The sequence below is a fragment of the Dickeya aquatica genome (assembly GCF_900095885.1).
Lineage (GTDB): Bacteria > Pseudomonadota > Gammaproteobacteria > Enterobacterales > Enterobacteriaceae > Dickeya > Dickeya aquatica.
On sequence record NZ_LT615367.1, the window covers coordinates 1782368 to 1809133 of the forward strand.

A 26766-nucleotide genomic window follows, 5' to 3' on the forward strand; every position below is an offset into this window, starting at 1 on the left:
TTAATACGAACCATTATCATTCTTTGTCATGTTCGTGTTACGGCATGGCGATGACATACCCGGATGTTGCGGGGTTGCAAAGTACTACGGTCAGCACAGGAGTTGGCAGCCATGTTTGTTCCATTACTCATTATGTTTCGTGAGGGGCTGGAGGCGGCGCTGATAGTCAGCCTGATAGCCAGTTACCTCAAGCGTACCCAGCGTGAGCAGTGGATGGGAGCCGTGTGGGCCGGCGTCGGGCTGGCGCTGGCACTCTGCCTGGGTCTGGGGGTGATTATCAATGAAACCACCGGTGAATTTCCGCAAAAACAGCAGGAACTGTTCGAAGGCGTAGTGGCGCTGGTCGCTGTCGTCATTCTGACCTGGATGGTGTTCTGGATGCGAAAAGTGTCGCGCTCGGTGCGCCTGCATCTGGAAGGTGCGGTCGATAACGCGCTCAATGCCGGTAAGCGCCAGGGGTGGGCGCTGGTGGCGATGGTGTTTTTTGCCGTGGCGCGCGAGGGGCTGGAGTCGGTGTTTTTCCTGCTGGCGGCGTTTGAGCAGGATGTGGGCATTGCCGCGCCCATCGGTGCGCTGCTGGGGCTGGCCTGTGCAGTGGTGGTGGGTGCACTGATCTACTGGGGCGGCGTGAAGCTGCAACTGGCGCGTTTCTTTAAATGGAGCAGCCTGTTTATTTTGTTTGTCGCCGCCGGGCTTGCCGCCGGAGCCATTCGGGCTTTTCACGAGGCTGGGTTGTGGAACGAATTTCAACAGGTTGCGTTTGATTTGAGTGCGGTTTTATCCACCCACAGTGTGGCGGGAACGGTGCTTGAGGGCATGTTTGGCTATCAGGAAGCGCCGACGGTCAGTGAAGTTGCCGTTTACTGGTTATACCTGATCCCGGCTTTGCTGTACTTCTTTTTGCCTGCGCGCCCGGCACAACTTAGTGCGACGGCACCGCAACCGCGCCAGCGCTAGTCACCATTGTCAATAATGATGAGGCATTTGGCCTGCCACGCCTCGTCACCCAGCTACCGATGATGCTGGTATAAATCAAATTACTGCTATTAATCAGTCAATTAATAAAGGATAGCTCTATGTCTACACCATTGTTTCGTCGCACGGCCCTGAGTGTTGCACTGCTGGCGCTGCCTGCGTTTGGCGTACTGGCTGCGGATATCCCGCAGGTGAAAGTGACGGTCAACGACAAGCAGTGCGAACCGATGCAAGTGACGGTGCCTGCCGGGAAAACGCAGTTTGTGGTGACCAATGCCAGCCAGAAAAACCTGGAGTGGGAGATCCTCAAAGGGGTGATGGTCGTAGAAGAGCGTGAAAATATCGCCCCCGGTTTCACCCAGAAAATGACCGCCACGCTGGAGCCAGGTGAATATGACATGACCTGCGGGTTGCTGAGTAACCCGAAAGGCAAACTGGTGGTCACGGCAGCGGCTGGCAGCACGCCGGTACAAACCAATGTGCTGGATCTGGTCGGGCCGATTGCCGAATACAAAGTGTATGTCACTAAAGAGGTTGACGGGTTGGTCGCGCAGACCAAACGTTTCACCGATGCCATCAAGGCGGGCAAGCTTGATGAAGCCCGGAAACTCTATGCGCCGACGCGCCAGCATTATGAGCGCATCGAGCCGATTGCCGAATTGTTCTCCGATCTGGACGGCAGCATTGATGCCCGCGAAGACGACTACGAGCAAAAGGCCGCTGACCCGAAATTCACCGGCTTCCATCGTCTGGAAAAGGCACTGTTTGCTGATAACAGCGTCAAAGACATGGCGAAGTATGCCGACCAGCTTTATACCGATACGCAAGAGCTGCAAACGCGCATTGCCAGCCTGACCTTCCCGCCGAATAAAGTGGTCGGTGGTGCAGCCGGGCTGATTGAGGAAGTGGCCGCCACTAAAATCAGCGGTGAGGAAGATCGCTACAGCCGCACCGATCTGTGGGATTTTCAGGCCAACGTTGATGGCGCACAGAAAATCGTCAACCTGCTGCGTCCGCTGTTGACCAAAGCCAACCCGGCGTTGCTGGCAAAAATCGACGCTAACTTTAAAACCGTCGATACGGTGCTGGCGAAATATAAAACCTCAGAGGGCTTTGCCTCTTATGAGAAGCTCAGTGACGCCGATCGCACGGCGCTCAAAGGGCCGGTCACTGTGCTGGCAGAAGAGTTGGCGCAGTTGCGCGGTGTGCTGGGGCTGGACTAAGGCGGGCTAACCATGAGTCGTTATCACGGCCCGCACGATGGGCCACATGCTTCGTCAAACGCCGCCCCTTCGGCGTGCCCGGTACACGCCGATCTTGCCTCGCCTTCGCGCCGTCGCCTGTTACAGGGCCTTGGCATGATGGGGGGCGCACTGGCGCTGGGCGCGGGCCCGGCTGCCGCTCAGGATACCCCGACCGCCCTATCACCGGATGAACGCTGGCAAAAACAACCGTTTTACGGGCCGCATCAGGCTGGGATCACCACGCCGCAGCAGGCCGCCATGATGCTGGTGGCGTTTGATGTGCTGGCAAGCAGCAAGGCCGATTTGGCGCGGTTGTTTCAACTGCTGACGCAGCGCATTGCTTTTTTGAGCACGGGTGGCCAGGTGGAATCGGTTGACCCGCGCCTGCCACCGCTGGATTCTGGCATCATGGGCCGCGACATTTACCCGGATAACCTGACTATCACGGTGTCGGTGGGCGCGTCGCTGTTTGATGAACGCTTTGGTCTACAGGCACAAAAGCCGCGTAAACTTGAGCGTATGACGCGCTTTCCCAATGACTCGCTGGATGCCAGCCTGTGTCACGGTGATGTGCTGCTGCAAATTTGCGCCAACACGCATGAAACGGTGTTACATGCGCTGCGCGATATCATTAAACAGACGCCGGATTTGCTCAGTGTGCGCTGGAAGCGTGAAGGGTTTATCTCGGCACATGCCGCGCGCAGTCAGGGTAAAGAAACGCCGATTAATTTGCTGGGCTTTAAAGATGGCACCGCCAATCCGAATAGTGCGGATAACGCGCTGATGGATGAAATCCTCTGGGTGGGGCCGCAGTCCGGCGAACCAGCCTGGGCCTACGGCGGCAGCTATCAGGCCGCGCGCATCATCCGTTTTCACGTCGAATTCTGGGATCGCACGCCGCTTAAAGAGCAGCAAATGATTTTTGGCCGCGACAAGCACAGCGGTGCGCCGCTGGGCATGGTCAATGAGCATGATGAGCCGGATTATAGCCAAGACCCGCAAGGCCAGGTGATCCCGCTGGATGCCCATATCCGCCTGGCAAACCCGCGCACGCCGGAAAGCCGTGCCAATCTGATGTTGCGCCGCGGCTACAGCTATTCGCTGGGGGTAACAAACGCCGGTCAACTGGATATGGGGCTGCTGTTTGTCTGCTATCAGGCCGATCTGGAAAAAGGGTTCCTGACGGTACAAAAACGGCTTAACGGCGAGCCGCTGGAGGAGTACATCAAGCCGGTTGGCGGTGGGTATTTCTTTGCGCTGCCGGGTGTCAACACACCGGATGACTGGCTGGCCCGCACTTTGCTAAGCGCGTAGTGGTGATAACCCGTTTTATGTTGCCTCATGCTAATGAGGCGACTTTTTAGCGGGTGTTTTCACCGTCCTCACGGCCGTCAGCGCCATCACGCGCTGACGGCGCATCAAACAACGAGTAGAGCACCTCCCGCACCCAGCGATGGGCTGCCGAGCGATGGGGGCGCTCATGCCAGAACAGTGTCTTGGTAAAACCGGGGATAGCGACAGGTGGCTCGACAATCGCCAGTTGCGTTTCGGTCATTGCCATGCGTTCAGGGACAACGGCAATCATATCGCTGTCATATAGCATGTCGGCGAGCACCAGAAAGCTGCTGACGGATAACGTCACCTTGCGCTGATAGCCCCGTTGCGCCAGCGCCTCATCGGTGACGCCGCTAAACGGGTTGCCCTGATAAGACACCAGCACATGATCCAGCGCACAAAAACGTGCCAGAGACAGCGGTTTCCCGGCATCGGGATGGTCTGCACGCATCACACACACGTAGCGTTCGCGAAATAAATGGCGGCTGTGCAACAAAGGCATGGTGAGGTGCGGTGTCATCAGCAGCATATCCACCTCTGCGCTCTCCAGTTGCTCGTGCATCCGCTGTGGGTCAGGCGGCACAATCGCAACCCGGATACCGGGAGCCTGCTGCCTTAGCTGCCGAATGAGCGGGACAATCACGGCGCGCAGGGCGTAATCCGTCGCGGCCAGCGTGAGCGTCAGCGAGGCGGTGGCCGGGTCAAAGCGGTGAGGTTGCAGCAGTGACCGGGCATCATGCAGAAGCTGTTTTACCGGGGCGGCCAGTTCCTGTGCCCGCAGCGTGGGGACGATGCCGCGCTGGGTGCGGGTAAACAGCGGGTCATCAAAACAGTCACGCAGACGTGTCAGCATGGCGCTCACCGCAGGCTGTGTCAGCGAGAGCCGCTGGGCTGCGCGAGTCACGCTGCGTTCATCCAGCAGGGCATCAAGCGCCTTGAGTAAATTGAGATCCAGATTTCTGATATCAATATTCATTATATGAAGAATCAATAAACACGATTTTTTCTATTTCACCATGTCGCTTATGCTGACACAAGTGCTGACAGAGCAGCGCTGCTGACCTATCCGTTACGGCAATACGTTGAGATGAGCGAACGAATGAAACCTGAAATGTTGAACGATTCCTTACAAAGCAATGCATTTAAAAATCATGAGGCTGGCACACCGGCAGCGGTGAGTGCGCCGCTCAGTGCGATTATCTGGCCGCAAGGGTATCTGCCGGGCTGGTGTGATAATTTTGCCTCTAACGAAATGATTGTGGCGCAGTTGTCGGTTGAGCCGGTCTGGCAGGCGCTGGTCAATACCGCACTGTGGCCGGATTACTACCCGAATGCCAGCGACATCCATTTTCATCACGGCAACGCGCCCTGGCTGGCGGCAGGGACGCGGTTTTGTTTCACGACATTTGGTTTTGTGGTTGAAGCTGAGGTGGTTGAATTCGTGCCACCGCAGCCAGGCCAGCTTGCTCGTTTAGCCTGGCATGGCTGGGTGGAGGGCGAGGCTGAAACCCTTCTGGATGTGCACCATGCGTGGCTAATTGAGGCGTTGCCCGGCCATCGTCTGCGTCTTCTCACGCAGGAAACCCAGCACGGTGCCCCCGCGCGTGAGCTGGCCGGTACGCGGCCTAACCCGATGATTAACGGCCACCAGCAATGGCTTGATGGCCTGCTGGCGACGGCCTTTCGCACAGAGGCGTCATTTCCCGGTTAATCGCGTTACCTGATTGGCGCGGCATGTCGCGGGTGTCGCCCGGTTGCGCAGCGGTGCAACCGGACGGGTGTGGGCTAGTTGTCGTTATGCGGTGGGGCAGGCAGCCGTGGGGCCGGTTTGCGCGTCAGGCGCTGATGTATCCCCATAACGCTGACAAACAACACCGGGACGAACAGTATTGCCAGCACCGTGGCGCTGATCATGCCACCCAGCACACCGGTGCCAATCGCGCGCAGGGTTTCTGCACTGGTCCCGGAGGCAAAGGCCAGTGGGATCACCCCAAGGATGAACGCCAGCGACGTCATCAGGATAGGCCGTAATCGCAGGCGGGCGGCGCGGGCGGCGGCCTCTTTCAGGCTGAGCCCTTGCTGATGCAACTGTTTGGCAAACTCGACCACCAGAATGGCGTTTTTAGCCGACAGACCGATAACAATAATCAGCCCGACGCGAAAGAACACATCATTGGGCATGTCGCGCATCATGACCGCCACCAGCGCACCCAGCAGGCCCAACGGCACCACCAGTATCACTGCCAGAGGAATAAGCCAGCTTTCGTATAATGCGGCCAGCACCAGAAACACCACCACCATCGATAACAGTAACAACAGCGGCGTTTGGGCGGCGGATTGGCTATCTTGCAGCGATTGTCCGGTCCATTCGATACCAAAGCCGGGAGGGAGTTGCGCGGCTAACTGTTCCATTTCTGCCATCGCTTCGCCACTGGAGTAACCTGCCGCGGCGCGCCCGGAGATACGCAGCGCCGGAAAGCCTTGATAGCGGGTCAGTTGTTGCGGCGTTTCACGCCAGACTGGCGTGACCACTTCGCGCAGTGACACCATACCGCCTGCGGTGTTACGCACATACATGTTAAGCACGTCATCAAGCTGCATCCGCGCCGGGGCATCTGCCTGAATAATCACTTGCTGCATCCCACCGGAATAGGGGAAGTCGTTGACATACAGCGACCCGATAGCCCCGGATAGCGCATCGCTGATGGTGTTAAATGAAACACCGAGCGCCTGTGCTTTTTGGCGGTCAATATCCAGATGAATCGAGTTGCCGGGTGGCAGGCCGTCCGGGTAGACGTCTGCCACGACCGGGCTGTTGGCCGCCAGTGACAGCAGGTGCGTTTGTGCGGCCAGCAACGCTTCCTGACCGCGATTGGCGCGGTCAAGCAAGCGCAGACTGAACCCGGCAGATGTGCCGAGATCTTCAATAGCAGGCGGCATCAGTGACATGATGGTGCCTTCTCGGGCGTGCGACATCGCCTGCTGTGCCCGCGCGGTTTCCTCGGCAAGGGTGGTGTCGGCACGGGAACGCCCGTCTTTTAGCATGGTAAAGGCCAGCGCGGTGTTGGCACCCGAACCAGAGAAACCGAATCCGATAATAGAGATACTGGTGGCAACCGCAGGGCGTGAGGCGACATACTCTTCGAACGATTGAACGACGGCCAGAGTCCGCGCCTCTGTTGCCTCTGACGGTAACTGGAATGAGGTCATAAAGTACCCCTGATCGTCTTGCGGCAGAAAGTCCGACGGCAGCGCGCGAAAAATCCCCATCACGGCCACCACCAGCGCAACAAACAGCAACAGCACGCTACCCGTTCGCTTGAGCAGGGCGCGGGTTGTCGCTTCATAACGCTGAGTCAGGCGGTCAAACCCTCGGTTAAAGGCAGTGAAAAAGCCCCGTTTGCCGTGTGATGCGCCGTCTACCGGCTTGAGTAATGTGGCGCATAGCGCAGGCGTTAACGTCAGGGCAAGAAACGCCGAAAACAGGATAGCCGTCGCCATCGAGAGCGTGAATTGCTGATAAATGACGCCCACCGAGCCGCTGGCAAAGGCCATTGGAATAAACACGGCCGACAACACCAGCGTTATCCCGATGATGGCTCCGGTGATTTCACGCATCGCTTTGGCGGTCGCCTCCCTGGGCGATAGCCTCTCTTTTGACATCAGCCGCTCGACGTTTTCCACCACCACGATGGCATCATCGACAATAATGCCAATCGCCAGCACCATGCCGAACATGGTCAGCACGTTAATCGAGAAACCGGCGATGAGCATAACGCTCAAGGTTCCCAGCAGTGCAATAGGGGCGACAATTGCCGGGATAAGGGTATAACGCACATTTTGTAAAAACAGGTACATCACCAAAAACACCAATATCATGGCTTCTGCCAGCGTGGTGATCACCTTCTCGATGGAGAGTTTGACAAAGGGCGCGGTATTAAATGGCAGTGAATACGCCATCCCGGCGGGCATGGAGAATTTTAGCTCGCGCATGCGCTCGTTGATGGCATCGGCCGTGCGCACGGCGTTGGCTCCGGGAGAGAGTTGAATGGCGGCGGCGGTCGCGCTCTTTCCCTTCTCGCGCACCGAGAAGCCGTAAGACTGGGCACCCAGTTCAACGCGTGCGACATCACCCAGCCGCACCTGCGCACCATTTTCCCGGGCCCGCAGCACGATATCTGCGAATTGTGATGGGGTGGATAATTGCCCTTGTACCGTCAGAGGCAGCGTCACTTGCTGGCCGGGCAGGGTCGGCGTATCACCGAGTCGGCCAGGTGCGACCAGCACGTTTTGCTGGCTGATGGCGTCAGACACATCGCCAAGCGTCAGGCCATAGGCCAGCAGTTTGTTCGGATCAACCCAGACGCGCATGGCCTGTTCCGTACCAAACAACTGAACCCGGCCTACGCCATCAATGCGGCGCAGTTCGGTAGCAATATTGCGCGCCAGATAGTGGTTCAACGCCAGCGGATCGTAACGCCCGCTGCTGTCGGTCAGGCTGACCAGCATCAGAAACCCGGATGAGGCCGATTCGACTTGTAGCCCATTTTGCCTGACCACCTGAGGCAGGCGCGGCTCGATGGTCTTGATCCGGTTTTGCACATCAATCTGCGCCAGTTCCGGGTCGGTGCCGGGCTGAAAGGTGACGCTGATTTGCGCCAGGCCGCTGGTATCGGTTGTGGATTCGAAATACAGCAGGTTTTTCACACCCGACAGCTCGCGCTCAAGCAGGCTGACGACTGAGTCATTCAGAGTTTGTGGGCTTGCGCCGGGGTAAGTGGCGATAATTGTCACCGACGGTGGCGCAACCGAAGGATAACGGGCTATCGGTAGCTGTGGCAGGGCAAGCAGGCCGAATAGCACAATAAACAGCGCAATCACGACGGCAAAGATAGGGCGCTGGATAAAAAATTGCGGCATGGTGTGTCGTTTCCTGATTTAACGTGAGGCGTCCGGGGTTGCAGAAGCCATCCGCCCCCAGTATTGGGTGGACACGGTGACGCCTTCACTGAGCTTGTCGCCGCCTTCCACCACCACCAGTTGGCCCGGCTGTAGCCCGGCCTGAATACGGTATTGCTGATTAATCAGCTCCCCGAGCTTGACCTCTGCGGTGTGGGCCTTTTTCTGACCATCCACTACCCAGACGTTGGCTGTACTGCCGTTGTGTGTCACCGCCTGCTGGGGCACCAGCATGGCGTCATCGTAATGGCTGCGAGGCAGCCGGGCGCGCACAAACATGCCCGGCAACAACTGCCGCTGCGGGTTATCGACCAGAATGCGCACCAGTACATCACCGGTACTGGTATCAACATTAATGCCGGAGAACAACATGCTGGCCTGTACCGGATAAGGCTGGCCATCACTGCGCAGAATTTCCACCGCCATTGCCTCGTGGGAACCATCGCGGCTGGCCAGCATTTCTCTGAGGCGCTCCAGTGATGTGGCGGGCTGGCGCACATCCACGTAGACGTTATCAATCTGCTGTACCCGTGCCAGCGCGGTGCTGTCCGTGCTGCTGACCAGCGCACCTTCGGTTATCAGGGCCTGATCGATACGACCGGAAATGGGTGACTCGATGGTGGCAAAGGTTAAATCGAGCTGACGGCGCGCCAGCGTTGCGTTGGCTTGTGCGACATCCGCGGCGGCCTGATCGCGCTGTGCGATGGCATCGTCATAGCTTTGCTGGCTGATGGCTCCGCTACTCAACAACGGTTTGAGCCGGTTGACCTGAATTTGTGCGCGGTTTAGCACTGAGCGGGCGCGCTGTAGGGCGGCGCTGGCGCTATCGACATCGGCCTTGAAAGGGGCGGGATTAATCTGAAAAAGCGGTTGTCCGGCCTGAATTTCGGCCCCTTGCTCAAAGAGCCGCCGCTGGATGATGCCGCTGACCTGCGGGCGAATTTCCGCTGTGCGTAATGCGGTGACGCGCCCTGGTAACTCCTCTTTTAGCGTAACGGTAGCCGGTGTAACCGCCTTGACAGTTACCGCTGGCGGCAGCGAGATAGGCGCGACCTCAGGCTTATCACAACCGCTCAGCAGCAGGCCGCAAAGCCCGAGGACACAAGCGTTCAGCCATTTTCCGGTACGGTGTAACTTACCACCGGATACCGCGTGACCGGAGATAACGCTACCCGACAAGCGCGGTAACGGGCCGCCCGCATGGGGGCGGTTGCGGGTTAATGCGGCGATATCAGGTTGGGATAAAGGGAGTCGGATATTCATGTTCATGTCGCCATGTCGGTTTGCGGGCCGCCTGTTTGGCCCGTTTGTGCCAGTGTGCGTGGGTTGTGTGCGGTTTTCGTTGGTGAAATATGGAGATATGATGGAGGACTTCCATTTTTTTACTAACGGGCCACCCATGACTGAGTCCACGTCCTCTCTACCGATAGCCGATGAATGCAATGGATTGGTGCTGATTGCCGAGGATGAGCCAGAAATTGCCGATATTCTGCGCGCGTACCTGACGCGCAGCGGTTTGCGCACGCTGCATGCCGCCGATGGGCGTAAAGCGCTTGAGCTGCATCTCGGTATGAAACCTGATTTGGTGTTGCTGGACGTGCAAATGCCACAGCTCGATGGCTGGCAGGTGTTATCAGGCATACGCCATCGTGGTGACACGCCGGTCATCATGTTGACTGCGCTGGATCAGGACATCGATAAACTGACGGGGCTGCGCATCGGTGCGGATGACTATGTGGTGAAACCGTTTAACCCCGCAGAAGTGGTAGCCCGGGTGCAGGCGGTACTGCGGCGTACCGGCTTGCGGGCGCGGTCATCGGCCTCCCGTTTTCTGCGCTGTGGGGTTTTTCAGGTCGATCTGGAGAATCATGAGGTGAGGGTTGAGCTTGGCAATACCAGCCAGATACTGGAGCTGACGCTGACGGAATTCCGCTTGCTGGCGCATATGGCGCGGGCTCCTCGCCGGGTATTTACCCGTGAAGAGCTGCTGGTTTCGTGCCTGCCGGAAGGCGATGCGCTGTCCAGAACGGTAGATAGCCATATCAGTAAATTGCGCAAAAAACTCACCCAACTGGGGCTGGATGGCGTGCCGTCGTGTGTGCGTGGCGTAGGCTACCGCCTGGGTGAATCGTCATGAAACCACTGGGGAGCCTGAGCCGACAACTGGTGCGTTCGATGACGCTGCTGGCACTGTCGATCACGTTGCTGATGGTGGTGGGATCGTATCTTTTTTATGCCTTCATGCTGCATATCTCGCCAGAAAGCCTGTCGCCGAGTGACCAGTGGATGCCGACGACCATGGAGTGGTTCTGGATGGCTGGCACCACCTTGCTGGCGCTGATGATTGCCGTGGTTCAGGCCATCAGGCTGGCGCGCCGTATTCTGGTGCCGCTCAATTCGGTGGCACACAGCCTGCGCCAGATAGCCGGGGGGGAGTTGAACGCCCGCGCGCAAACTGACGATTACTCACTGGGCGAAGCGGCGATACTGGTACGGGATTTTAATGTGATGGCCGAGCGGCTGGAGCGCATGGCACAAGAGCGGGCCTTCTGGAATGCGGCCATCGCCCATGAGTTACGCACCCCGGTGACGATTTTGCGTGGGCGGTTGCAAGGTTTGGCGGAAGGGGTGTTCGAGCCGGATACCGTCTTGTTCCGCAATTTATTGACTCAGGTCGAGGGGCTGGGGCGATTGATCGAGGATTTACGGGTGGTTGGCTTGGCTGAAAGCGGGCATCTGGAGCTACGCTGGCAGCAAACCCAGCTTGATGTTGAAGTGATGGCTGTGGTGAATGCATTCGGGCCGACGCTTGAGCGCGAAGGGTTCAGCCTGGCGCTGATGCTTGATGCGCCACCGGTGTGCTGTGACCCGGTGCGTATTCGTCAGGCACTGCTGGCATTGCTGGAAAATGCGCAAAAGTACGCCCACCCAGGCTCGCTTGCTATCTGCGCCAGTGTGGATAAGGGCCTGGTCTGCCTGAGCGTGTCGGACAGTGGCCCCGGCATCGACCCGGCCTTTGCCGATAGAATTTTTAATGCCTTTCAACGCGGCAACACGCCACACAGCGATCCGTACCGTCGCCACCATAAAGGCAGCGGGCTGGGGCTGGCCGTGGTGCAGGCGATCGCACTGGCGCACGGTGGGCAGGCGCGTTGCAGCCCCTCCGCAACGGGGGGCGCACGGTTTGCGCTGCACTGGCCGGTATCGCCGTTGCCATTACCTCCGCCGGGCGGTATCCCCCCTGTTGCCGTACCGCCCTCGTAGCAACTACCGGCTGGCAGACTGACGCAGGTGGGCCAGCAGGTTAGCGGCCTCTGGCTGTAGCGTGGCCCCGTCTTTGATGCCGAGCCACAGCCGACGCTGTGCCCAGCTGTCGCTCAGTCGAATGGCGTGCAGCCCGGTGCCCAGAATTTCCGGGCGCACTGCGCCTTCGGGCAAAATACTGATGCCAAGCCCGGCCTCCGTCATCCGGCAGATGCCGTCAAAACTGCTGACCTGAATGCGCAGGCGCAGTATGTTGCCGTTATCTTCAGCGGCATCTTGCAGCAGTTTAAGCAACGAGCTGCCATTATTCAGGCCGACAAAATCGTAGGGCAGGGTATCGGCAAACGCGACCTCCTGTCGCCCGGCCAGCGGGTGTTGCGAAGAAACCAGCACCACCAGTTGATCTTCCCGATAGGGGATTTTCTCCACCCCCGGCGAGGGCACATTATCAGCGAAAATACCCAAATCAGCCTGGCCGGTTAACAGCGCGCTGACCACCGTTTCACTGAGCTTTTCTTCCAGATGAATGCGTACCAACGGGTGAAGCTGTAAAAAAACGGCCAGTTCCTGTGGCAGAAATTCGATGATGGCTGAGGTGTTCGCCCATATATGCACCTGCCCGCGCACGCCGGTGGCGTAATCTTGCATGTCGGCAGCCATGCGCTCGACGCGGCTTAACACCTGACGGGCGTGCTGTACCAGTTCTTTGCCCGCAGCGGTGAGTGCCAGCCCGCGCGGCAGGCGGATAAACAGCGCACAATCCACCGTGCGCTCCAGCTCGGCCATGCGTTTACTCAGGGCTGATAAGGTCATGTGGTGGGTGGCGGCGGTTTTGGTCAGGCTGCCGAGACGAGCGACCTGTAAAAACAGGCGCAGTGAGTGCAAGTCAAAATGGCTGGGATTGATCATGGCAGGCGACGCCCTTTAAAAACAGACGCCACCAGCCTACCATAGCCGCGACCCTTTCCTGGCAGGAAAGGGTGATGGAGTATTGAAGGATTATCAAAACGGCTCATCGGGCCTAGGATGTTATCAATTTGTTGAGGCGGCATCCGCCTGCCTGACACCATGATGCATTAAAGGAACCTGCTGATGATTAGTCATATTGACCATATCGTACTGACCTGCGTGGATATTGCCGCCACCCGGCATTTCTATACTCAGGTATTACAACTGCGTGAAGAAACCTTCGGCAACGGGCGCGTTGCGTTTCACTTTGGTCAGCAAAAAATCAATCTGCATCAGCGCGGGGCAGAGTTTTCCCCCCATGCTCATCTGCCAGCACCCGGCGCACTCGATCTCTGTTTTATTGCGAGCGAACCGCTGGAACAGGTGATGGCACATGTACAACGCTGCCACTGGCCGATTGTTGAAGGGCCGGTAACACGTACCGGTGCGATGGGGGCGATTCGTTCGATTTACCTGCGCGACCCCGATTTAAACCTGATTGAGATTGCGCAATACCTGAATGGCGCAGACGACTGAGTGTGCGTGTATCGGCGCAGGGTGAAATGATTTTGCAATTGACGATGATGTGGAAACTGAGGGCGATATGTTGCCAGGCGATGTGATGATGTGTTTGGTGCTGGGGATGGCGCTTGGCATTTGCGGTGGAATGTTAGGGATAGGTGGCGGGTTGATTGCTATTCCGGCGATGGGGTTATTGTTTGGCATGAATCAGCATATGGCACAGGGCACGGCGCTGGTGATGATAACGCCGAACGTCTTGATAGGCTTTTGGCGTTATCGGCAACGTAACCGTATTGATACCCGCATGATGCTGAAACTCTGTGCCTTTGCCTCGGTGTCTGCCTATCTGGCAGCCCATGTTGCCTCGGCCATTCAGGTTAATCATCTGCAAACCGCGTTTGCCCTGTTCCTGCTGGCGCTGGCGGCCTACTACATCTGGCAGTGGATCAACAGCCAGCGTAGCCACAAACCGGCGGTGGTACTCTCGCCACGTTATCTGCCGGTGCTGGGGGTTATCAGTGGTTTTATGTCGGGGATTTTTACCGTCGGCGGCGGACTGGTGGTGGTGCCTGCGCTGGTGACGCTGTTTGGTTTTACCCAGACGCAGGCGCAAGGGATGGCGCTGGCGCTGGTGGTACCCGGTGCGCTGGCCGCGCTGGCTTCTTACGCGCAGGCCGGTCATGTGGATTGGGCAACCGGCGTGCCGCTGGCTATCGGCGGTATTCTCAGCGTGTCATGGGGTGTGGCGCTGGCGCATAAATTGCCGGTGGTCGCGCTGCGTTTGGCGTTCTGTCTGGTGCTGGTTGGCGTGGCGCTGGTGATGTTGTTGGGTAAATAAGCCACGGCGCGATTGTAGGCTGGCATGTTGCTATCGTTGCCGTTACAATCGCGCTACCGATTAACTTACAGAAAATCAATAAGGAGGAAACACTATGCTGCGCCGTGAATTGTTTAACACTTCACACCCTCTTGGTGATTGCCGCTGCTCAAGCGTTATCGATATCGTGCTGCGATAACGGTGGCTTGAGCGAAGCAACCTTCTTTCCCTTCTCTCGGGCTTACCGGGTTCGTCAGCGTTGTGTTGACGAGGCGTCATTACGCCTATAACTCTTGAGTAAGCAATGAGCACATTACTGACCGCACACGCCCTGAGCGTGACCACCCCATTCGGCACTCTGCTGGATAACGTTTCATTTACCCTGAAAAAAGGCGACCGCCTGGGCCTGATTGGCCATAATGGTTGTGGCAAAAGCACGCTGTTGCATGTGCTTGACGGATCGCTGATGCCGCAAAGCGGCAGCGTCACCCGCGCCCATCACTGCCTGCTGGCCCGCGTTGAACAACATCTGCCCGCCCGTTTACACCCGCTGACAATGCTAGACGCCGTGCTTGACTGCGTGCCGGTTGCCGAGCGCCCCAGCGAGCGCTGGCGCGCGCAAACGCTGCTGGCGCAGATGGGCTTTGCGCCACAAGACTGGCAACTGAGCGCCGGTACACTCAGCGGCGGCCAGCATACCCGGCTGTTGCTCGCCAGAGCGCTTGTCACGTCGCCGGATTTACTGCTGCTTGATGAGCCGAGTAACCACCTTGACCTGCCGACGCTGCTGTGGCTTGAGCGGTTTTTACAAAGCTGGAGCGGCAGCTTCATGCTGGTTTCGCATGACCGCCAGTTACTGGATAGCGTGACGAACGGCAGTTATATTTTGCGCGACGGCCAGTTGCATTATTTCGCGCTGCCGTGCAGTGCCGCGCGTGAAGCGCTGGCGGCGCGCGACAGCAGCGATGCGCAGCGCCATCAGGCGGAGCAGAAAGAGATAGATCGTGTCAGCGCCAGTGCCAAACGGCTGGCGACCTGGGGCCGGGTCTACGATAACGAAGATCTGGCGCGCAAAGCCAAGCAGATGGAAAAACACATCGTGCGGCTAAAAGAGGCGCAAACCGAGCTCAGTCGCGGTTATCAGTGGCGTCTTACCCTGAGCGGCGAGGCGATTGATGCCGACCGGTTACTGGAAATCCATGCGCTTGCGGTGCGCCCGGCGGCCGAAAGCCCGATGCTGTTTCACGTCGCACTTCAGCGGCTGAAAAGCGGCGACAGAGTGGCGGTTATCGGGCGTAACGGCTGCGGTAAATCCTCGCTATTGCGCCTGTTATGGCAGCAGTTTTGTCTGGGGCAGGGCGGGGAGGCGATACGCTTTCATCCCCGGCTCACGTTAGGCTATTACGACCAGACCTTACAGCAGCTACGTGATGATGACAGCTTGCTGGATGCGCTGACGCCGTTTGAGCCACAACAGCAGGTGCGCAAAATGGCGCTAATCAGCGCGGGGTTTGCCTGGTCGCGCCATCAACAGAAGGTGGCGACATTAAGCGGTGGCGAGCGTGCCCGGCTGTTGTTTGTCGGGCTGTCGCTGGCGCGCTATGGCATGTTGATGCTCGATGAGCCCACCAACCATCTTGATTTGGAAGGTAAAGAGGCACTGGCGCACACCTTGCAAACCTTCTCCGGCGGCGTGTTGCTGGTGACACACGATCGCACGCTGATAACCCAGAGCTGCAACCGTTTCTGGCTGGTTGAGGCGGGGCAACTGAGCGAATGGCACGATCTGGAGGCGTTATATCAGCACCTGAGCGAGCCGGGTACAGGCGTGCTGCCCGCGCGACCAGTCACGCCTGCTGCCGATGAGGCCGCAAGCGTGGGTGTTGACCCGCAGCAGGAAGAACAGCTTGGCCAACTGGTGGCGCTGGAACAACAGTTGGCACAAGACATGGCGCGTAAACCGAAACATCAAAAACCGGCATTGCAGGCCGCCTGGCGGGCAGAAATAGCCCGCCTGAGCGCGTTGCTGGAGCTGGAATAACCCTCAGGCCCCCGTTTAAGGGGGCTAACCACTCGGGTTGGCCACGTTTTGACGGCGGCCACCGGCTTAACGCCATGCGCGAATTATCGGGTAAGCCCGGTCTGCCTGCGTTACCCTGTCAAAACACACGTCATCGAATAGAGGTCGTATTACCATGCCCCGTTCGCTTGTGGCTCCCCCGCATCAGCCCATTGCCGGACAACCTGCGCCGATACTGCATGCGCTACCGCGCCCGGTTTATTTTCGCAGTTACCCGCTGCAAAAAGAGACGCAGGTGGCCGTGCATCAGCACCCGTTTGTCGAGTTTCTCTATGCGCGCGAGGGCGGTATGCGGGTGGAGATAGAAGGTCAAACGCTGATTGTGCCGGTGCTCTATGGCGTCTGGATACCCGCGCAGGTGCCGCATTGCATTGTCGCCACCAGCGATGTGCTGCTGGAAAGCCTGTATATCGCGCCGGATTATGTGCAATTAGGGCACCGCGGCAGCAACGTGGTGCTGGTCAGCGACTTTATTCGCGAGTTCATCCACTACGCGACGCTGAATGTACCGGAGCAATATGATAGCGATGGCGAGGATGCCAAACTGGTCAGCGTATTAACCACCCTGCTAACGCAGTTGCCCGATGCCGGTTTCTCCCTCGTCTGGCCCTATTCAGCACCGCTGATGCGTGTCTGCCGCGCCATTCAACGGGCACCAGAACAACCGCATACGATTGAGGCCTGGGCCAGTCAAACCGGCATGTCGGTGCGCACCTTTTCTCGCCGCTTTAAAAAAGAAACCGGGCTTGCCTTTAGCGAATGGAAAAAGCGTCAGCGCCTGCTGGAAGCGGTGGTACGGCTGAAGAATAACCACAGTGTGACGCAAGTGGCGCTGGAGCTGGGCTATGCCAGCACCGCGTCGTTTACGTTTGCCTTCCGCCAGATGTTTGGGGTGCCGCCTACGCGTTATTGACGGCACCGTCTTGCGTTGTACTGCTAGCGCGACAGCATCAGCAATAGCGGGAACAGCAGTGGAGCCAGCAGCGAAGTGATGATGCCGCACAGCACCAGCGCCAGCGAGCTGAAAGCCCCTTCCTCATAGTCGAGTTCCGCGCAGCGCGCGGTGCCAAGCGCATGTGCCGCTGTCCCCATTGCCAGCCCGCGCGAGGCTTTGGTGTGAATACGCATGGCGTTAAGCAGCAGATGCCCGAATACCGCACCGAGAATACCGACAAAGATCACACACACCGCGCTGATGGCGGGGATGCCGCCGAGACTGCCGCCAACGGCCATAGCAATCGGTGTGGTGACGGATTTCGGCAAGATAGAGGCGGCGATAGCGGGCGTGGCCCCTAATCGCAGCGCAATCCAGGTGCCGCTTATCATGGCGACTACACTGCCTAGCACGCACACGCTGATAATCGATTTCCAGCGTGCCCGAATCTGATGCAACTGTTCATAGAGCGGGAATGCCAGCGCCACCACCGCCGGTTGCAGCAGGCTATTGAGCACGCGACTGCCGCTAAAATAGCGCGCGTAAGGGATGTGGCTTATCCACAGAAAAGGGATTAACACCGCCATGGCGACCAGCAACGGATTCAGCAACGGGCTATTAAATCGCCGGGAGAGATGGCGAGCGCCAAAAAACACCCCCAGCGTCAACGGCAATGACCACAGAATATCAGGCAGCATGATTCGACTCCCTTTCTGGGGCGTGCGGCTGGTGCGACGGTTTTGGACGATGCAGCAGGTGCGAGCAGCCGCTGACGGTGATCAGCACGATAACGGTACTGACCACACAAGAGACAACCACGGGCCCGAACTGGCTGCGAAGCAGGTCGGTGTACTGCATTACGCCAACGCCGACGGGCACAAACAGCAACGCCATATAGCGCATCAGCAAATGGCAGCCCGGCCTGACCCACTGCGCCGGGATAATGTGCACGGATAACAGGATGAACAGGATAAGCATGCCGATAATGCTGCCAGGCAAGGCAACCGGTAATCGAGCAGATAAACTGATACCGAGAGATAAACAGCCATAAATCAGTAAAAATGCTCTGAACTGCTGCCAGAAGTGCATCATCAATGTATTCATAAACGCGTCTGCCACGGCAATGGAGTGAAGGGATAACCGGGTGGATTATCGCGCGGTTTGCGGTGGCGCTTATTATGAAATCAGGACGATATTTATCGAATAAAAGACAATTCAGCGGCGCGGATGCCCGCAGGCTTATTCCTGGCGGGTGATGTTCAGCGCATCATACAACCGCACCAGCTCGGCCAGTGAATCGGCCCGCATTTTTCGCATCACGGCGGCGCGCCGTACTTTGACCGTCACTTCGCTTATTCCCAACCGGGCGGCAATCTGTTTGTTCAACAGCCCGGCAACCACCCCTTGCAACACGAGCTGCTCACCGCTGCTCAGGCTGTCATAACAGGCGCGCAGCTTTTCATGCACCTCGGCAAGGTGGCGCTGGGCACTGTCTTGCGCTAATCCTTTCTGAATGGCATCGAGCAAGTCTTGCTCACGAAACGGTTTGGTTAAAAACTCCAGTGCTCCGGCTTTCATCGCCCGTACCGACATTGGAATATCGCCGTGGGCGGTAATAAAAATCACCGGTAAACAGAGGCCAAGGCGGGTCATCTCGTCGTGAAAATCAAGCCCGCTTATTCCCGGCATGCGCACATCAAGAATCAGGCAGGCTGGCCTGTCAGGGCGCGTAGCGTCAAGAAATTGCCGTGGTGAAGCGAACGCCTGCGTCTCCAGGCCAACGGAGGCGAGTAAATCTTCCAGTGATGCGCGAACGGACGCATCATCATCGACGATATAAACCATCGGGGAGGGGGCATGTTGGGGGTGTCATTCATGCGTTGCACTCTCGGTTTTCGCGGGTGTTCCCGGCAGGGTGAAACAGAAGGTTGCGCCACCGTCCGGGTTGGCGCTCGCCCATATCTGGCCGCCGTGGGCTTCCACGATTGAGCGGCAAATGGTCAGGCCAATTCCCATGCCGGTGGATTTGGTGGTAAAAAAGGTTTCAAACAGGCGCTGGCTGGCTGGCGGCGAAAGCCCGATCCCGCTGTCGCACACGGCAAAGCAGATGTCTCCACGCGCATCAGGCGTGACCTGTAACGTCAGGGTGCGCACGTCACCGTCGGCGGCGGCTATCGCGTCAATTGCATTCAGGATAAGGTTCATCACCACCTGCTGGAGTTGAATTTTATCGGCCAGTACCGGCGGTAATCCTTCGGCTAGCGTCACGGTAAATTGAATGCGTTGTTGCATCAGCTCGTTGCGGATAAGCAACAGCATTTCATCAAGCGTATCGGCGATATTTAACCAGGCCTTGCGTGCCGGGGTGCGGCTGGCAAAGCCGCGGATGCGGGTAATGATTTCACTGGCCCGGTTGGCGTCATTGATGATGCGTTGCACCGCCAGCTCGGCACGCGCCTGGTTTGCCGGTGTGGCATTCAGCCAGCGCAGGCAGGCGTGCCCGCTGGTGACGATAGACGCCAGTGGCTGATTCACTTCATGGGCGATGGAGGCCGTCAGCTCGCCCATCAGGTTCACACGGGAAATTTGTGCCAGCTGGGCGCGGGCCTCATGGTAGGCGTTGATCGCCGCAGACATTTTCAACGCCAGATAGGTTGACAGGCTGATTGCCACCAGGCTTATCAGGCAGTTAATCAGGCTGGCCTCGCCGCCGTTGGGTTTACTGAGCCGGTAACTGAGCAACGTCAGCATGATGCACCACAACGCCATCATCGTGACGCCACGCGGGTTAAAGCAGCGCACCGCCAGCAGTACCACCGCTATCTGAAATACCCCGACGGCAATATCAAGGTCAGTCAGAGTATCGACCACGGCTATCCCTACCGACATCAACACCAGCGGAATAACCCGCAGGGCGTGTGCCATGGTGCCGGTGTGTGTTTTATCACTCATTGTCACTGACCTTTGTGTCTGCGTGCCATGTTGGCCGCCGTGGCGGCCCGACTCACGATGGATTTTCCAGGCTGAACAGGTCATGGGTTTCGTCATAGGCGAACAGTTCAGCGTAGCGCCCCCACTGTATCGCGCAATTCAACGCCTGCAAGGCATCGATTTCAGACATAAAATCCTCCAGCTCATCACGAAAGCGCCGGGCCGGTGCGGTGCGTGATGAGCGTTCATCCAGCACCCGGCGAATGTGCGCCACCAGCGGGACATAGCTTAATAGGTGCTGGGCGAACAGTTGTTTACGCTCATCAACGCCCGCGCTGGCATAGCGCCCTGCGGCAGGTAATAGCCGAATGTCACCGCCTTTGAGTTCGGCAAAACGCAGCAGTTGCAGCGTTTCCGCCACGGGGAACAGTTCGTCGGCGGTATAATGCAGCTCGTTAGCCAGTTCCGGCAAGTCGGCTTTTCCGGCGTAGGGTGCGGCCTGTAGCGCTTCTATCAACCCTGACAGCGAGTTGGTGGAGACGCGAGGCAACACCATGCCAAGCCCGGAGCCGGGAATGGTGCTCTGGCGCTGGGTATCGCTGCCGGTGTCAGTAGTCATTTTAACGTAAATGTCTTCAACCAGTGCACGAAACGCCGGGTCCTGGCGGTTACGCGGTTGCGGCAGTTCCACCCGAATTTCACTGGCAACCCGGCCGGGATTGATAGAAAACAGCACGATGCGATCGCACATTAACACCGCTTCTTCAATGTTGTGTGTCACCATCAGGATTGATTTTATCGGCATGCGGCGTTCCGCCCATAGCTCCAGCAGGTCAGTGCGCAGCGTTTCAGCCGTCAGCACATCCAGGGCGGAGAAAGGTTCATCCATCAGCAGAATATCCGGGTCAACCACCAGCGCGCGCGCCAGCCCAACCCGCTGGCGCATCCCGCCAGACAGCTCTTTGGGGTAGGCGTTTTCAAAACCGTCCAGCCCGATAAGGTCGATGGCCGCCAGCGCCCGTTTGCGCCGTTGTTCAAGCGGCACACGCTGTGCTTCCAGTCCGACCTCGACGTTTTGTTGAACGGTCAACCACGGAAAGAGTGCAAAGCTCTGAAACACCATGCTCACCGTAGACGGTTTACCCTGGGCATCAGCCGGGAAATCAACATCGCCCGCCGTCGGGGTAATCAGCCCGGCAATCGAGCGCAACAGCGTCGATTTGCCGGAGCCGGAGCGCCCGAGCAGGCCGACAATTTCGTTCTCGCCAAGCCGCAGGTTGACATCATCGAGCACCAGCCGTTCTGCACCTTGCTTACCATAAACATGGCGCAGATGCCGCACCTCGACCAGGCTTTGTTGCGGATGCTGTACAAGGGGGTGAAGAGGGGATTGATGAATCATGATGTTCTCCTTAACCGAGGCGCAGACGGCGTTCGGCGAATTGATACAGGGGACGCCACAGCAGGCGGTTAAACGCAATAACAAAGACCGACATCACGGCAATACCCAGCGTGACGCGCGGAAAGTCTGCGGCCGTTGTGGCATTGGCGATATAGGCACCCAGCCCGGTCGCTTGCAGATGTTGCTGGCCCCAGGAAATGGACTCGGACACGATGCTGGCGTTCCATGAGCCACCGGCGGCAGTCAGTGCGCCAGTAACGTAGTAAGGGAAAATGCCGGGTAACGCCACTTGTCGCCACCACTGCCAGCGCTTGATGCCATAAATGCGTGCGGCTTCCAGCAGGTCCGTCGGCAGGGTACTGGCACCGGCTATTACGTTAAACAGGATGTACCACTGTGTGCCCAGCACCATCAGCGGAGACAGCCACACATCAGGGTTGAGGTGATAACCGGCAATCAGAAACACCGCGAAGGGAAACAGCACATTGGCCGGGAAAGCCGCCAAAAACTGGGCCAGCGGTTGCAGGCGCTCTGCCGCTGTTGGGTGCAAGCCAATCCACACGCCGACAGGCAGCCAGATAAGGCTGGCGATGATAATCAGCACCACCACGCGGCCCATGGTGATAAACCCCATGCCGACGGCACTGAGCACATCCGCCATCCCAAGAGAGGTGCCGATAAACTGCACCAGCAGCACCACTCCCGCCAGCACGCCCATCACCACCACAGCCTGCCAGAGCCGGTCAGTGAGCGGGTAATAGCGTGCGCTCACCGGGAAACGCCAGCCGCGCGGTAGTGAAGGCAGGCGCAGCGATGCCAGCAGATGAAAAGGCCAACAGACAGCGGTGATAATCAGCGTGGATAAGTGCGTCCGGCGCATCAGGTCGTAGACCCATGAGCGCGGCCTTTTTTGTGATGCCGTTTGCTCGAAGCGGAACTTGTCAGCCCAGGCGACGACCGGGCGAAACAGTAACTGATCGTAGAGCACAATCACCACGGTCATCGCCACGACCGCCCAAAAGATGGCGTGCAGATCCTCTTGCTCGATAGCCAGCGCCAGCCAGGAGCCGATACCGGGCAGGCTCACGGTGGTATGCCCAACGGTAATCGCTTCACAAGCCACCACAAAAAACCAGCCGCCGGACATCGACATCATCATATTCCACACCAGACCGGGGATGGCAAAAGGCAATTCCAGACGCACAAAGCGCCGCCACGGCGAGAAGCCAAACTGCTGGCTGACTTCATGCAAATCGTGCGGCACGGTGCGCAATGACTGGAAGAAACTGAAGGTCATGTTCCAGGCTTGGCTGGTAAAAATGGCGAAAATCGCCGCACACTCCACCCCAAGCTGGCTGCCGGGGAATAGTCCCATAAAAAACGTCACCGTGAAGGTGAGAAACCCTAGTACCGGTACGGATTGCAGAATATCCAGCGCCGGGATTATCACCTGTTCTGCTTTGCGGCTCTTGGCGGCCAGCGTGGCGATAACCAGGGTGAACAGCAACGAAACCCCTAATGCCACAAACATGCGCAACGTCGTGCGCAGGGCATACCCGGGCAGTAAACGGGTGTCGAGCGTCACCGGGCTGACGTCCAGCACGGACAGGGGCAGGCTCATTTGCTCAATACCATAGATGAGCAACACGGCAACCATCAGTAACAGGGCAAAAAACAGCATATCCGCCCGGTAAGAGAGGGTGACAGAATGCTGGCGACCAGCCGCGGTGCGGTCCGTGAGTATCGATTGAAGGGGATGGCGCATGGTTTTCCTCTCAGTGTCAAAGGCCTTCGCCAGAAAAGTGTCTGGCCGGTGGTGACGTCTCACTACCTGACCGCCGGTTATATTGCCTGCATACCGCACGTTGCCGTCTGATGGTCAGGCTATCGGCCAGAATAAATACATGACGGTGAAGTATGCCGGGCAGTGTTATGGTGGGGGAAAATAAAATAATCGTGCCATAACGTCCATAATTACATGGTATCGATGGGGTATACCAAAGTATATTCCAGTGAAACTAACGCAGCATTGAAATGACGCCGCTGGTTATTTATCCTTGGCGGGATTTCTATTTTTTAAAAAAGAAAAATAAAAAGGACGTGCAATGAATAAAAAAAGGTATCGAAAAAACAATGAGCCGCCATAGCGGTGGTGAAAATAAAGAAGGAAATAACAAGAGGAAATAAAATGAATCTGACCCTATTTGTCTTTAATCTTTTACTGGCGATGATCCTCGGAGCCGTCATTGGCGCAGAGCGCCAGTGGCGTCAGCGGATGGCGGGCTTGCGTACCAATGCGTTAGTCGCCACGGCAGCCGCCATCTTTATCCTTTGTGCCCGCGCCTTTGAGCCGTTAAGTGCCGGGCGTATTGCCGCACAGGTCGTCTCGGGTATCGGCTTTCTGGGCGCAGGAGTGATTATGCGTGATGGCATGAATATTCGTGGATTAAACACCGCGGCGACATTATGGTGTTCAGCCGCTATCGGTTTATTGTGTGGCATGAGTTTATATTGGGAAGCGGTGGTGGCGGTTATTATTATTTTATGTGCCAATATTGTATTGCGTGAGTTGGTGCAGCGTGTGAATCAGCCTGCCGTATTTTCTGCACAAGGAGAAATGACACGGTATCGGGTTGAAGCCCATTGCCATTCGCCGGATGAAATTACGGTACGCACGCTGATGCTACAGTCAATTAATATGACTTCACTGCATTTATATTCATTACGCAGTGCTGATATGACGGAAAGTACGATGGAAGTGAGCGCAGAGATGCTGGCGCATGGCGCGGCGCAAAAAGAGGTGGAGGCGATGGTGTGTCGCATCAGTCTTGAGAAAAGTATCAGTTCGGTAACCTGGCGTGTGATACCGGCGCTGGCCGAGTAAGCCGTACCTGTTATCAGGAAAAAGGAGAGGCCCGAAAGCCTCTCCTCCTGGTTTACCCGCTTACCGGTTATATGGCCCAGGCATCAGAAGCGGTCAAGCTCCATCACTTTCACCCAGGCGGCGGTGAAATCGTTAACGAATTTTGCCCCGGCATCTTCGCTGGCATACACTTCGGCCAGTGCACGCAACTGCGAGTGCGAGCCGAAGATAAGGTCAACGCGGGTGCCGGTCCATTTCAGGGCACCGGTTTGACTATCCCGCCCTTCAAACACGCCGTCTTCGCCAGCAGCCTGCCAGCGGGTGCCCATATCCAGCAGGTTAACGAAGAAATCGTTACTCAGCACGCCAGGCTGATGGGTGAAGACGCCATGCTGGCTCTGACCCACATTGGCTCCCAGCACCCGCAAGCCGCCGACCAGCACCGTCATTTCCGGTGCGCTCAAGGTCAGCAGTTGTGATTTATCCACCAGCAGTGCTTCGGCACTGACGCTGTAGCGACCTTTCTGATAGTTACGAAAGCCATCGGCGATGGGTTCCAGCACGGCAAAGGATTCCACATCGGTCTGTGCCTGGGTGGCATCCATGCGGCCCGGAGTGAAGGGCACGCTGACAGGATGACCGGCCGCCAGCGCTGCCTGCTCGATTAGCCGTCCCCCGGCCAGCACAATCAGGTCAGCCAGCGAAAGCCGTTTATCGCCCGATTGTGCCTGATTAAACGCTTGCTGAATGCCCTCCAGCGTCTGCAATACCCGACCCAGTTGCGCAGGCTGATTCACCTCCCACGCGTTTTGCGGCGCGAGACGAATACGTGCGCCGTTCGCGCCACCGCGTTTATCCGAGCCGCGGAAGGTTGAGGCCGAGGCCCAGGCGGTCGTGACCAGCTCGGCGGTACTCAGACCCGATGCCAGCACGTCGGCTTTCAGCGCCGCGATATCCTGCTCGGTTATCAGCGGGTGGTTAACCGCTGGGATAGGATCTTGCCAAATCAGCTCTTCGGCTGGCACATCCGGGCCGAGATAACGTGCGCGTGGGCCCATGTCACGGTGGGTCAGCTTAAACCAGGCGCGGGCGAAAGCATCGGCAAACTGCTCCGGGTGCGCATAAAAACGGCGCGAGATTTTTTCGTAATCCGGGTCAACGCGCAGTGACAAATCGGTGGTCAGCATGGTGGGTACATGGCGTGCTGCCGGGTCGTGTGCATCGGGAATTTCACCGGCCCCAGCGCCGTTTTTAGGCCGCCACTGATGTGCACCGGCCGGGCTTTTGGTCAGTTCCCACTCATAACCGAACAGGTTCTGGAAGAAATAGTTGCTCCATTGGGTGGGGGTTTGTGTCCAGGTGACTTCTAGGCCGCTGGAGATAGTGTCAGCGCCTTTCCCGCTGCCATACGCGCTGGCCCAGCCAAGCCCTTGCGCTTCGATACCGGCAGCTTCCGGTTCCGGGCCGACCAGTGCGGCATCGCCCGCGCCGTGGGTTTTACCAAACGTATGACCGCCTGCAATTAAGGCCACGGTTTCTTCATCGTTCATCGCCATGCGACTGAAGGTTTCACGAATGTCTTTGGCGGCAGCCAGCGGGTCTGGATTACCGTTCGGGCCTTCCGGGTTGACGTAAATCAGCCCCATCTGAACCGCGGCCAGCGGGTTTTCCAGATCGCGCTCGCCAGCGTAACGTTTGTCACCGGCAAGCCAGGTGCTTTCTGTGCCCCAGTAAACGTCTTCTTCCGGCTCCCACACATCGGCCCGGCCACCGGCAAAACCAAAGGTTTTAAAGCCCATCGATTCCAGCGCCACGTTGCCGGTCAGGATCATTAAATCGGCCCAGGAAATTTTCTGGCCGTATTTTTGTTTAATCGGCCACAGTAAGCGGCGGGCCTTATCGAGGTTGACGTTATCCGGCCAGCTATTGAGCGGGGCAAAACGTTGTTGACCCGCGCCAGCCCCCCCACGGCCATCACCGGTACGATAGGTACCGGCACTGTGCCAGGCCATGCGCACAAACAGCGGGCCATAATGGCCGAAATCCGCGGGCCACCACGGCTGTGAGTCCGTCATCAGCGCGTGCAGGTCTTTTTTGAGGGCGGTTAAATCCAGGCTGTTGAACGCATCGGCATAGTTAAAATGGCTGTCCAGCGGGTCTGAGGCTGAGGTGTGTTGATGCAGGATTTTCAGGTTGAGCTGATTGGGCCACCAGTCGCGGTTGGATGTGCCGCGGCCTTCAGCGGCACTGGCGGCTTTTGTGTGATGAAAGGGACATTTGCTTTCCGTTGTCATGCTTATTACCTCTTTTCGCGTGTGCCTGTCTGCCTGACGGGCGATACGGTCAGGCGGTGTGAGATGGACAGACGAGGGGTCATGCAACTGGCAGCAACATCCCTGCTCGCAGGGATGACGCATCGTGTCCCCCCTGTCGGGATGGGTCGGGTGTACCAGCAGCATGGTCAAAATTCACTGTTAATCTTAGACACCTCC

General features: G+C 57.8%; 22 protein-coding genes. 11 read left to right on the forward strand and 11 right to left on the reverse strand.

Annotated features, from left to right (window positions below; genetic code table 11):
* Positions 1 to 111 precede the first annotated feature (111 nt).
* The 3 genes from efeU to efeB all read left to right on the forward strand — a co-directional run bounded on the left by efeU (position 112) and on the right by efeB (position 3533).
* Entirely contained in the window at positions 112 to 957 is an 846-nt protein-coding gene (gene efeU, locus DAQ1742_RS07925; RefSeq protein ID WP_035342612.1) for an iron uptake transporter permease EfeU, read from the forward strand.
* Between the two features lie 119 nt (positions 958 to 1076).
* Positions 1077 to 2198 carry an iron uptake system protein EfeO gene (efeO, locus tag DAQ1742_RS07930; RefSeq protein WP_035342611.1) on the forward strand — a complete coding sequence of 374 codons (1122 nt, stop codon included), beginning with the start codon at positions 1077 to 1079 and terminating at the stop codon, positions 2196 to 2198.
* A 12-nt stretch (positions 2199 to 2210) separates the two neighbouring features.
* Positions 2211 to 3533 (forward strand): iron uptake transporter deferrochelatase/peroxidase subunit, encoded by a 1323-nt coding sequence (efeB, locus tag DAQ1742_RS07935; RefSeq protein ID WP_067486674.1) that lies wholly within the window; start codon positions 2211 to 2213, stop codon positions 3531 to 3533.
* A 46-nt stretch (positions 3534 to 3579) separates the two neighbouring features.
* Here the strand turns inward: efeB and DAQ1742_RS07940 are convergent, their stop codons facing one another.
* Positions 3580 to 4530 (reverse strand): LysR family transcriptional regulator, encoded by a 951-nt coding sequence (locus DAQ1742_RS07940; RefSeq protein WP_067486677.1) that lies wholly within the window; start codon positions 4528 to 4530, stop codon positions 3580 to 3582.
* A gap of 198 nt (positions 4531 to 4728) precedes the next feature.
* On the opposite strand from DAQ1742_RS07940, the gene DAQ1742_RS07945 reads away from it, so the two are divergent.
* Entirely contained in the window at positions 4729 to 5265 is a 537-nt protein-coding gene (locus DAQ1742_RS07945) for an SRPBCC family protein (protein ID WP_035345855.1), read from the forward strand.
* Between the two features lie 74 nt (positions 5266 to 5339).
* Here the strand turns inward: DAQ1742_RS07945 and DAQ1742_RS07950 are convergent, their stop codons facing one another.
* Positions 5340 to 8474 (reverse strand): multidrug efflux RND transporter permease subunit, encoded by a 3135-nt coding sequence (locus DAQ1742_RS07950; protein WP_067486680.1) that lies wholly within the window; start codon positions 8472 to 8474, stop codon positions 5340 to 5342.
* Positions 8475 to 8492: 18 nt separating this feature from the next.
* A complete protein-coding gene (locus DAQ1742_RS07955) occupies positions 8493 to 9776 on the reverse strand; it encodes an efflux RND transporter periplasmic adaptor subunit (protein WP_083961004.1) in 1284 nt (427 codons plus the stop codon).
* Between the two features lie 136 nt (positions 9777 to 9912).
* On the opposite strand from DAQ1742_RS07955, the gene DAQ1742_RS07960 reads away from it, so the two are divergent.
* Both DAQ1742_RS07960 and DAQ1742_RS07965 read left to right on the forward strand, forming a co-directional pair.
* Positions 9913 to 10650 (forward strand): response regulator, encoded by a 738-nt coding sequence (locus DAQ1742_RS07960; RefSeq protein ID WP_035345857.1) that lies wholly within the window; start codon positions 9913 to 9915, stop codon positions 10648 to 10650.
* A complete protein-coding gene (locus tag DAQ1742_RS07965) occupies positions 10647 to 11777 on the forward strand; it encodes an ATP-binding protein (RefSeq protein ID WP_051124022.1) in 1131 nt (376 codons plus the stop codon). The genes DAQ1742_RS07960 and DAQ1742_RS07965 overlap by 4 nt, the downstream gene beginning before the upstream one ends.
* Positions 11778 to 11780: 3 nt before the next feature.
* Here DAQ1742_RS07965 and DAQ1742_RS07970 read toward each other — a convergent pair whose 3' ends face one another.
* Entirely contained in the window at positions 11781 to 12686 is a 906-nt protein-coding gene (locus DAQ1742_RS07970) for a LysR substrate-binding domain-containing protein (RefSeq protein ID WP_035341000.1), read from the reverse strand.
* A gap of 183 nt (positions 12687 to 12869) precedes the next feature.
* Between DAQ1742_RS07970 and DAQ1742_RS07975 the strand changes: the two genes are divergently transcribed.
* The 4 genes from DAQ1742_RS07975 to DAQ1742_RS07990 all read left to right on the forward strand — a co-directional run bounded on the left by DAQ1742_RS07975 (position 12870) and on the right by DAQ1742_RS07990 (position 17057).
* Positions 12870 to 13262, forward strand: coding sequence for a VOC family protein (locus DAQ1742_RS07975; protein ID WP_035341002.1), 393 nt, complete (start codon positions 12870 to 12872; stop codon positions 13260 to 13262).
* 85 nt (positions 13263 to 13347) lie between these two features.
* On the forward strand, positions 13348 to 14085 hold the full coding sequence (locus DAQ1742_RS07980) for a sulfite exporter TauE/SafE family protein (RefSeq protein ID WP_051124023.1): 738 nt from the start codon (positions 13348 to 13350) through the stop codon (positions 14083 to 14085).
* Positions 14086 to 14368: 283 nt separating this feature from the next.
* Entirely contained in the window at positions 14369 to 16105 is a 1737-nt protein-coding gene (locus tag DAQ1742_RS07985) for an ABC-F family ATP-binding cassette domain-containing protein (RefSeq protein ID WP_035341007.1), read from the forward strand.
* A 154-nt stretch (positions 16106 to 16259) separates the two neighbouring features.
* Entirely contained in the window at positions 16260 to 17057 is a 798-nt protein-coding gene (locus DAQ1742_RS07990) for a helix-turn-helix transcriptional regulator (RefSeq protein ID WP_035341009.1), read from the forward strand.
* Positions 17058 to 17080: 23 nt separating this feature from the next.
* On the opposite strand, the gene DAQ1742_RS07995 is transcribed toward DAQ1742_RS07990, so the two are convergent.
* The 6 genes from DAQ1742_RS07995 to DAQ1742_RS08020 form a co-directional block, all read right to left on the reverse strand.
* Positions 17081 to 17776: a CidB/LrgB family autolysis modulator gene (locus tag DAQ1742_RS07995; RefSeq protein WP_035341012.1), complete on the reverse strand. Its 696-nt coding sequence runs from the start codon at positions 17774 to 17776 to the stop codon at positions 17081 to 17083.
* The gene (locus DAQ1742_RS08000) at positions 17766 to 18182 is read right to left on the reverse strand and encodes a CidA/LrgA family protein (RefSeq protein ID WP_035341014.1); all 417 of its coding nucleotides are present in this window, start codon (positions 18180 to 18182) and stop codon (positions 17766 to 17768) included. Before DAQ1742_RS08000 ends, DAQ1742_RS07995 begins: the two co-directional genes overlap by 11 nt.
* Positions 18183 to 18317: 135 nt before the next feature.
* Complete coding sequence (locus tag DAQ1742_RS08005; RefSeq protein ID WP_180706280.1) at positions 18318 to 18923, reverse strand: response regulator transcription factor; 606 nt, start codon at positions 18921 to 18923, stop codon at positions 18318 to 18320.
* Between the two features lie 24 nt (positions 18924 to 18947).
* Positions 18948 to 20030 (reverse strand): sensor histidine kinase, encoded by a 1083-nt coding sequence (locus DAQ1742_RS08010; RefSeq protein WP_035341019.1) that lies wholly within the window; start codon positions 20028 to 20030, stop codon positions 18948 to 18950.
* Between the two features lie 52 nt (positions 20031 to 20082).
* Positions 20083 to 21411: an ABC transporter ATP-binding protein gene (locus tag DAQ1742_RS08015; RefSeq protein ID WP_051124024.1), complete on the reverse strand. Its 1329-nt coding sequence runs from the start codon at positions 21409 to 21411 to the stop codon at positions 20083 to 20085.
* Positions 21412 to 21421: 10 nt separating this feature from the next.
* Positions 21422 to 23176 (reverse strand): ABC transporter permease, encoded by a 1755-nt coding sequence (locus DAQ1742_RS08020; protein WP_083961006.1) that lies wholly within the window; start codon positions 23174 to 23176, stop codon positions 21422 to 21424.
* A gap of 423 nt (positions 23177 to 23599) precedes the next feature.
* On the opposite strand from DAQ1742_RS08020, the gene DAQ1742_RS08025 reads away from it, so the two are divergent.
* Positions 23600 to 24295, forward strand: a complete 696-nt coding sequence (locus tag DAQ1742_RS08025; RefSeq protein WP_035341027.1) for an MgtC family protein — start codon at positions 23600 to 23602, stop codon at positions 24293 to 24295.
* Between the two features lie 83 nt (positions 24296 to 24378).
* Here the strand turns inward: DAQ1742_RS08025 and katG are convergent, their stop codons facing one another.
* Positions 24379 to 26568, reverse strand: coding sequence for a catalase/peroxidase HPI (katG, locus tag DAQ1742_RS08030; RefSeq protein WP_180706322.1), 2190 nt, complete (start codon positions 26566 to 26568; stop codon positions 24379 to 24381).
* Between the last annotated feature and the right edge of the window lie 198 nt (positions 26569 to 26766).

Excerpts from the sequence above, each read along its gene's own strand:
- efeU (WP_035342612.1), top strand. The coding sequence starts at position 112 with ATGTTTGTTCCATTACTCATTATGTTTCGTGAGGGGCTGGAGGCGGCG.
- efeO (WP_035342611.1), top strand. The coding sequence starts at position 1,077 with ATGTCTACACCATTGTTTCGTCGCACGGCCCTGAGTGTTGCACTGCTG.
- efeB (WP_067486674.1), top strand. The coding sequence starts at position 2,211 with ATGAGTCGTTATCACGGCCCGCACGATGGGCCACATGCTTCGTCAAAC.
- DAQ1742_RS07940 (WP_067486677.1), bottom strand. The coding sequence starts at position 4,530 with ATGAATATTGATATCAGAAATCTGGATCTCAATTTACTCAAGGCGCTT.
- DAQ1742_RS07950 (WP_067486680.1), bottom strand. The coding sequence starts at position 8,474 with ATGCCGCAATTTTTTATCCAGCGCCCTATCTTTGCCGTCGTGATTGCG.
- DAQ1742_RS07955 (WP_083961004.1), bottom strand. The coding sequence starts at position 9,776 with ATGAATATCCGACTCCCTTTATCCCAACCTGATATCGCCGCATTAACC.
- DAQ1742_RS07960 (WP_035345857.1), top strand. The coding sequence starts at position 9,913 with ATGACTGAGTCCACGTCCTCTCTACCGATAGCCGATGAATGCAATGGA.
- DAQ1742_RS07965 (WP_051124022.1), top strand. The coding sequence starts at position 10,647 with ATGAAACCACTGGGGAGCCTGAGCCGACAACTGGTGCGTTCGATGACG.
- DAQ1742_RS07970 (WP_035341000.1), bottom strand. The coding sequence starts at position 12,686 with ATGATCAATCCCAGCCATTTTGACTTGCACTCACTGCGCCTGTTTTTA.
- DAQ1742_RS07975 (WP_035341002.1), top strand. The coding sequence starts at position 12,870 with ATGATTAGTCATATTGACCATATCGTACTGACCTGCGTGGATATTGCC.
- DAQ1742_RS07980 (WP_051124023.1), top strand. The coding sequence starts at position 13,348 with ATGATGTGTTTGGTGCTGGGGATGGCGCTTGGCATTTGCGGTGGAATG.
- DAQ1742_RS07985 (WP_035341007.1), top strand. The coding sequence starts at position 14,369 with ATGAGCACATTACTGACCGCACACGCCCTGAGCGTGACCACCCCATTC.
- DAQ1742_RS07990 (WP_035341009.1), top strand. The coding sequence starts at position 16,260 with ATGCCCCGTTCGCTTGTGGCTCCCCCGCATCAGCCCATTGCCGGACAA.
- DAQ1742_RS07995 (WP_035341012.1), bottom strand. The coding sequence starts at position 17,776 with ATGCTGCCTGATATTCTGTGGTCATTGCCGTTGACGCTGGGGGTGTTT.
- DAQ1742_RS08000 (WP_035341014.1), bottom strand. The coding sequence starts at position 18,182 with ATGAATACATTGATGATGCACTTCTGGCAGCAGTTCAGAGCATTTTTA.
- DAQ1742_RS08005 (WP_180706280.1), bottom strand. The coding sequence starts at position 18,923 with ATGGTTTATATCGTCGATGATGATGCGTCCGTTCGCGCATCACTGGAA.
- DAQ1742_RS08010 (WP_035341019.1), bottom strand. The coding sequence starts at position 20,030 with ATGAGTGATAAAACACACACCGGCACCATGGCACACGCCCTGCGGGTT.
- DAQ1742_RS08015 (WP_051124024.1), bottom strand. The coding sequence starts at position 21,411 with ATGATTCATCAATCCCCTCTTCACCCCCTTGTACAGCATCCGCAACAA.
- DAQ1742_RS08020 (WP_083961006.1), bottom strand. The coding sequence starts at position 23,176 with ATGCGCCATCCCCTTCAATCGATACTCACGGACCGCACCGCGGCTGGT.
- DAQ1742_RS08025 (WP_035341027.1), top strand. The coding sequence starts at position 23,600 with ATGAATCTGACCCTATTTGTCTTTAATCTTTTACTGGCGATGATCCTC.
- katG (WP_180706322.1), bottom strand. The coding sequence starts at position 26,568 with ATGACAACGGAAAGCAAATGTCCCTTTCATCACACAAAAGCCGCCAGT.